The organism is Streptomyces sp. ATLC9 (genome assembly GCF_057196705.1).
The window spans coordinates 1-4,468 of sequence record NZ_JBXUOY010000360.1 but is presented as its reverse complement, the minus strand read 5'-3'; the positions used below and the strand labels follow the sequence as shown (position 1 = coordinate 4,468).

The following is a 4,468-nucleotide window of genomic DNA, read 5'->3' as shown; positions in this document are numbered from 1 at the left end:
GGGCCGCGGCTCGCGGCAGCGGACGCCCGGCACCCAGCAGTTCACCCGCCGCCCCGGCCAGCGGCGCCCCTTCCAGGGCCCCGCCGAGCGCCCCACCGGGCACGCCGCGCAGGTGGAGGAAGACGGGCAGGGCCAGCGCGCACCCCAGCGCGCAGTACAGACCAGTGGTGAGGGCGGCCAGCAGCGGCAGCCGCGCGGACCCCACCCCGACCGCGTCCAGTCCGGCCCGGGGACGCACGCCGGGGTCGCTGCGGACGACGGCGACGGCGAGGTGCACACAGGCGGCCAGCGGCACCGCGCACCACAGCAGCCGGACCGCCGCCGCGCCGGGCCGCCCCGGGTGGGCGACGGCATGGCCCAGCGCGCTCAGCAGCAGGAATCCCACGGCTCCGGCGGCACAGGCGACCAGCGCCCGCCGCACCAGCGCCGAGGGGCGGAAGGTGCGTACTAGGCGGAGAGCGAGCACGCTGCCCTGCCCTTTGGACCAGGCCCTGCGGACACGTCCGTGGGCGGCGGGGCGTCGGCGCCCACCCGACGGCCGTCCACGAGTGTGATCGTACGGTCCGCCACATCCGCCACCCTGGCATCATGGCTGGCCAGCAGCACCGTGATCCCGTGCGAGCGGGCCGCGGTGGCCAGGGTGCGCAGCACCCGGGCGCGATCGGCCTGGTACAGCGGCGCGGTCGGCTCGTCGGCGAAGACCACCGCCGGGGAGTGCGCCAGCGCACGGGCGACGGCCACCCGCTGCCGCTGCGCCTGCGGCAGTTCACCCGGCCGGCTGCGCGCGCAGTACCCGACATCCAGCCGCTCCAGCCACTCGCACGCCGTGCGGCGGGCCCGGCGTCGCCCGGTCCCCGACAGCAGCAGCGGCAGCGCGGCGTTCTCCCAGACCGTCAGCTCCGGCAGGAGGTGGGGCTCGCTGCCGACCCAGCCGAAGCGGTCGCGCCGCAGTCGATCGCGGGCCGGTGCGGGCAGGGCGTGCAGGGGGACGCCGTCGAACCACACCTCGCCCCGCGCCGGCACCAGCCGCCCCGACAGGCAGTCCAGCAGCGTGGACTTGCCGCAGCCGCGCGGTCCGGTGACGGACAGGACCTCGCCCTCGCGGACCCCGACGCACACGTCCAGCAGCGCGGGCGAGCCCTCGTGCTCGTGGCGCAGCCCGCGCGCCCGGAGCAGCTCCTCGGGTGCAGCCACCATGACGGGCACCTCCGCTCCTCGCCTTCGGGTCGTGCCTCCTCCCCGACGGGGTGCAACGAGCGCCGGGGGGATCGGTCACTGGCACGGTACGGACCGCGGCCGCGGCCGGGACGGCGGCGGGCGCGGGAGCCGCCCAGTTTCCTCCGAATGGTCCTTCGAAGAGTCCTCTCCAGGATTTACGCCGTTCGAGTGCCGGAAACGGAAGAAATCCCGGACGGGCGGGTGTGCCCAACACGTTCTTCGATGGTTAGGGTGGGTGTCCCACTCATCGGACAACAGAGCAGGAGTGCGCGAAGATGGGTACCGAACTGCGTCGGCTGCGCAACCACATCGGCGGGGAGTTCCGGGACGCCGCCGACGGGCGTACCACCGAGGTCGTCAACCCGGCGACCGGCGAGGTGTACGCGACGGCGCCGCTGTCCGCCGCCGCCGACGTCGACGCCGCCATGGCCGCCGCCGAGGCCGCCTTCCCGGCCTGGCGCGACGCCACCCCCGGCACCCGCCAGACCGCCGTGCTCAAGATCGCCGACGCGATCGAGCGGCGTGCCGACGAGCTGCTGGCGGCCGAGTGCGAGAACACCGGAAAGCCGCTGGAGCTGACCCGGCAGGAGGAACTGCCGATGATGCTCGACCAGATCCGCTTCTTCGCCGGCGCCGCCCGCATGCTGGAGGGCAAGTCCGCCGGTGAGTACATGGAGGGCATGACCTCCTTCGTACGGCGCGAGCCGGTCGGCGTCTGCGCCCAGGTCGCGCCGTGGAACTACCCGATGATGATGGCCGTGTGGAAGTTCGCCCCGGCGCTGGCCGCGGGCAACACCGTCGTCCTCAAGCCCTCGGACACCACCCCGGCCTCCACCGTTCTCCTCGCCGAGATCATCGGCGGGGTGCTGAAGGAACTGGACCTGCCCGCCGGGATCTTCAACGTCGTCTGCGGCGACCGCGACACCGGCCGGCTGATGGTCGAGCACCGCGTCCCGGCGATGGCCTCCATCACCGGCTCGGTCCGCGCCGGTACGGAGGTCGCCGGCAGCGCGGCCAGGGACGTCAAGCGGGTCCACCTGGAGCTGGGCGGCAAGGCCCCCTGCGTCGTCTTCGAGGACGCCGACATCCCGGCCGCCGTCGAGGGCATCCGCGACGGCGGCTTCTTCAACGCCGGACAGGACTGCACCGCGGCCACCCGCGTACTGGTCCACGAGTCGGTCCACGACGAGTTCGTCGCGGCCCTCACCAAGGCCGCGGCCGAGGTGAGGACCGGCGACCTCGACGACGAGGACTGCTTCTACGGGCCGCTGAACAACCCCACCCACCTGGAGAAGGTCACCGGCTTCATCGAGCGCCTGCCCGGCCACGCCAGGGTCGAGACCGGCGGCCACCGCGTCGGCGACCGGGGCTACTTCTTCGCCCCGACGGTGGTCTCCGGTCTGCGGCAGGACGACGAGATCGTCCAGAACGAGGTCTTCGGCCCGGTCATCACCGTCCAGAGGTTCACCGACGAGGCCGAGGCCGTGCGGTGCGCCAACGACGTGGAGTACGCCCTGGCGTCCTCGGTGTGGACCAAGGACCACGCCCGCGCCATGCGGATGTCCAGGGTGCTGGACTTCGGCTGTGTGTGGATCAACACCCACATCCCGCTGGTCGCCGAGATGCCGCACGGCGGCTTCAAGAAGTCCGGCTACGGCAAGGACCTCTCCGCGTACGGGCTGGAGGACTACACCCGCGTCAAGCACGTGATGACGGCTCTCTGACGCCCCCTCCCGGCCCCCGCGCCCGGAGGGCGGCCAGGGGGCCGGGAGGGCCGCGGCGTCCGGCGTCAGCCCCGCCAGGAGGCCAGGTACGCGTCGATCTCGGCCAGCAGGGACGACTTGACCTGCGCGGTCGCGAACGAGGCGGTCACGGCGTTCCTCGCCAGCTCCGCCACCCCGGCCGCGTCCAGCCCCAGCAGCCGGGCGGCGATCCCGTACTCGGTGCACAGGTCGGTGCCGAACATCGGCGGGTCGTCGCTGTTGACGGTGACCAGCACCCCGGCCTTGACCATCTCCGCGATCGGGTGCACGTCCAGCGAGGCCACGGCGCGGGTGGCGACGTTGGAGGTCGGGCAGACCTCCAGCGGGACACGGTGCTCGGCCAGGTACGCCAGCAGCTCCGGGTCGCGTACGGAACTGGTGCCGTGCCCGATGCGCTCGGCGCGCAGGAAGTCCAGCGCGTCCCGGACGGTCCGCGGCCCGGTGGTCTCGCCCGCGTGCGGGACGCTGCGCAGACCCTCGGCGATCACGCGGTCGAAGTACGGCTTGAACTGCGGGCGCGGCACTCCCACCTCCGGACCGCCCAGTCCGAAGGAGACCAGGCCCTCGGGGCGCAGCTCGCAGGCCAGCCGGGTGGTCTCCTCGGCTGCCGCCAGTCCCGCCTCGCCGGGTATGTCGAAGCACCACTGCAGTGTGACGCCCAGCTCGGCGGCCGCGGCCCGGCGGGCGTCCTCGATGGCTTCCATGAAGGCGCGCTCGGGTATGCCGCGCCGCGTCGAGCTGTAGGGGGTGACGGTCAGTTCCGCGTAGCGGATGTTCTGGCGGGCCATGTCCCGGGCGACCTCGTAGGTCAGCAGCCGGACGTCCTCGGCGTCGCGGACCAGGTCGACCACGGAGAGGTAGACCTCGATGAAGTGGGCGAAATCACTGAAGGTGAAGAACTCCGCCAGGGTCTCCTCGTCGGCCGGGACCGCGGAGTTCGGGTGCCGGGCGGCCAGCTCGGCCACGATGCGGGGGGAGGCCGATCCGACGTGGTGGACGTGGAGTTCGGCCTTGGGAAGGCCGGCGATGAACGCGGACAGGTCACCGCTGCCGGGACTGGGCAAGATTCCTCCAGATGGACGGGGGCGCGGTCATGGTAGGCGGGGGCCGGGCGCGGCGCACGCACGCCTACGATGGCCCGACACGTGAAGGGGAGGGGCCATGCCTTCACAGCACGTCCCGGGAGCCGTCCGGCGGCCCCGCGCGGTCGCCGGACCCGCCGGAGGCGGTGAGGACGGCGGCCAGCAGCGGCACGCCCAGACACCAGCTGCCCAGCACGTCCAGCGGCCAGTGGTACCCCCGCCACACCAGCCCCGCGCCCACCGCTGCGCACACCAGCACGGCCGCCGCCGGCAGCGCCCACCGGGCCCATCGCAGCCGCGCGCGGACGCGGGGCAGCACCAGCAGCGCGACCGCGCCGTAGGCGACCACGGCCGTCGCCGCGTGGCCGGAGGGGAAGCATCCGGTGCCGCCGAGCGGGCCGGGCC

The 4,468-nt window shown here is 73.7% G+C and carries 4 protein-coding genes and 1 pseudogene; 1 reads left to right on the top strand and 4 read right to left on the bottom strand.

The annotated features are described in order from the left end of the window. A pseudogene (locus tag AC2CJA_RS24570) lies at window positions 1-466 on the bottom strand (hypothetical protein); the annotation flags it as partial. Further along, window positions 448-1,197, bottom strand: a complete 750-nt coding sequence (locus AC2CJA_RS24565) for an ABC transporter ATP-binding protein (RefSeq protein WP_484604871.1) — start codon at window positions 1,195-1,197, stop codon at window positions 448-450. The gene AC2CJA_RS24565 and the pseudogene AC2CJA_RS24570, both read right to left, overlap by 19 nt. A gap of 296 nt (window positions 1,198-1,493) precedes the next feature. On the opposite strand from AC2CJA_RS24565, the gene AC2CJA_RS24560 reads away from it, so the two are divergent. Then, a complete protein-coding gene (locus AC2CJA_RS24560; RefSeq protein WP_484604870.1) occupies window positions 1,494-2,942 on the top strand; it encodes a gamma-aminobutyraldehyde dehydrogenase in 1,449 nt (482 codons plus the stop codon). Between the two features lie 65 nt (window positions 2,943-3,007). Here the strand turns inward: AC2CJA_RS24560 and AC2CJA_RS24555 are convergent, their stop codons facing one another. Together AC2CJA_RS24555 and AC2CJA_RS24550 are read right to left on the bottom strand one after the other, a co-directional pair. Continuing rightward, on the bottom strand, window positions 3,008-4,045 hold the full coding sequence (locus AC2CJA_RS24555; protein WP_484604869.1) for an adenosine deaminase: 1,038 nt from the start codon (window positions 4,043-4,045) through the stop codon (window positions 3,008-3,010). 103 nt (window positions 4,046-4,148) lie between these two features. Beyond that, window positions 4,149-4,468: phosphatase PAP2 family protein (locus AC2CJA_RS24550; protein ID WP_484604868.1), on the bottom strand; the 320-nt coding region annotated here is incomplete at its 5' end.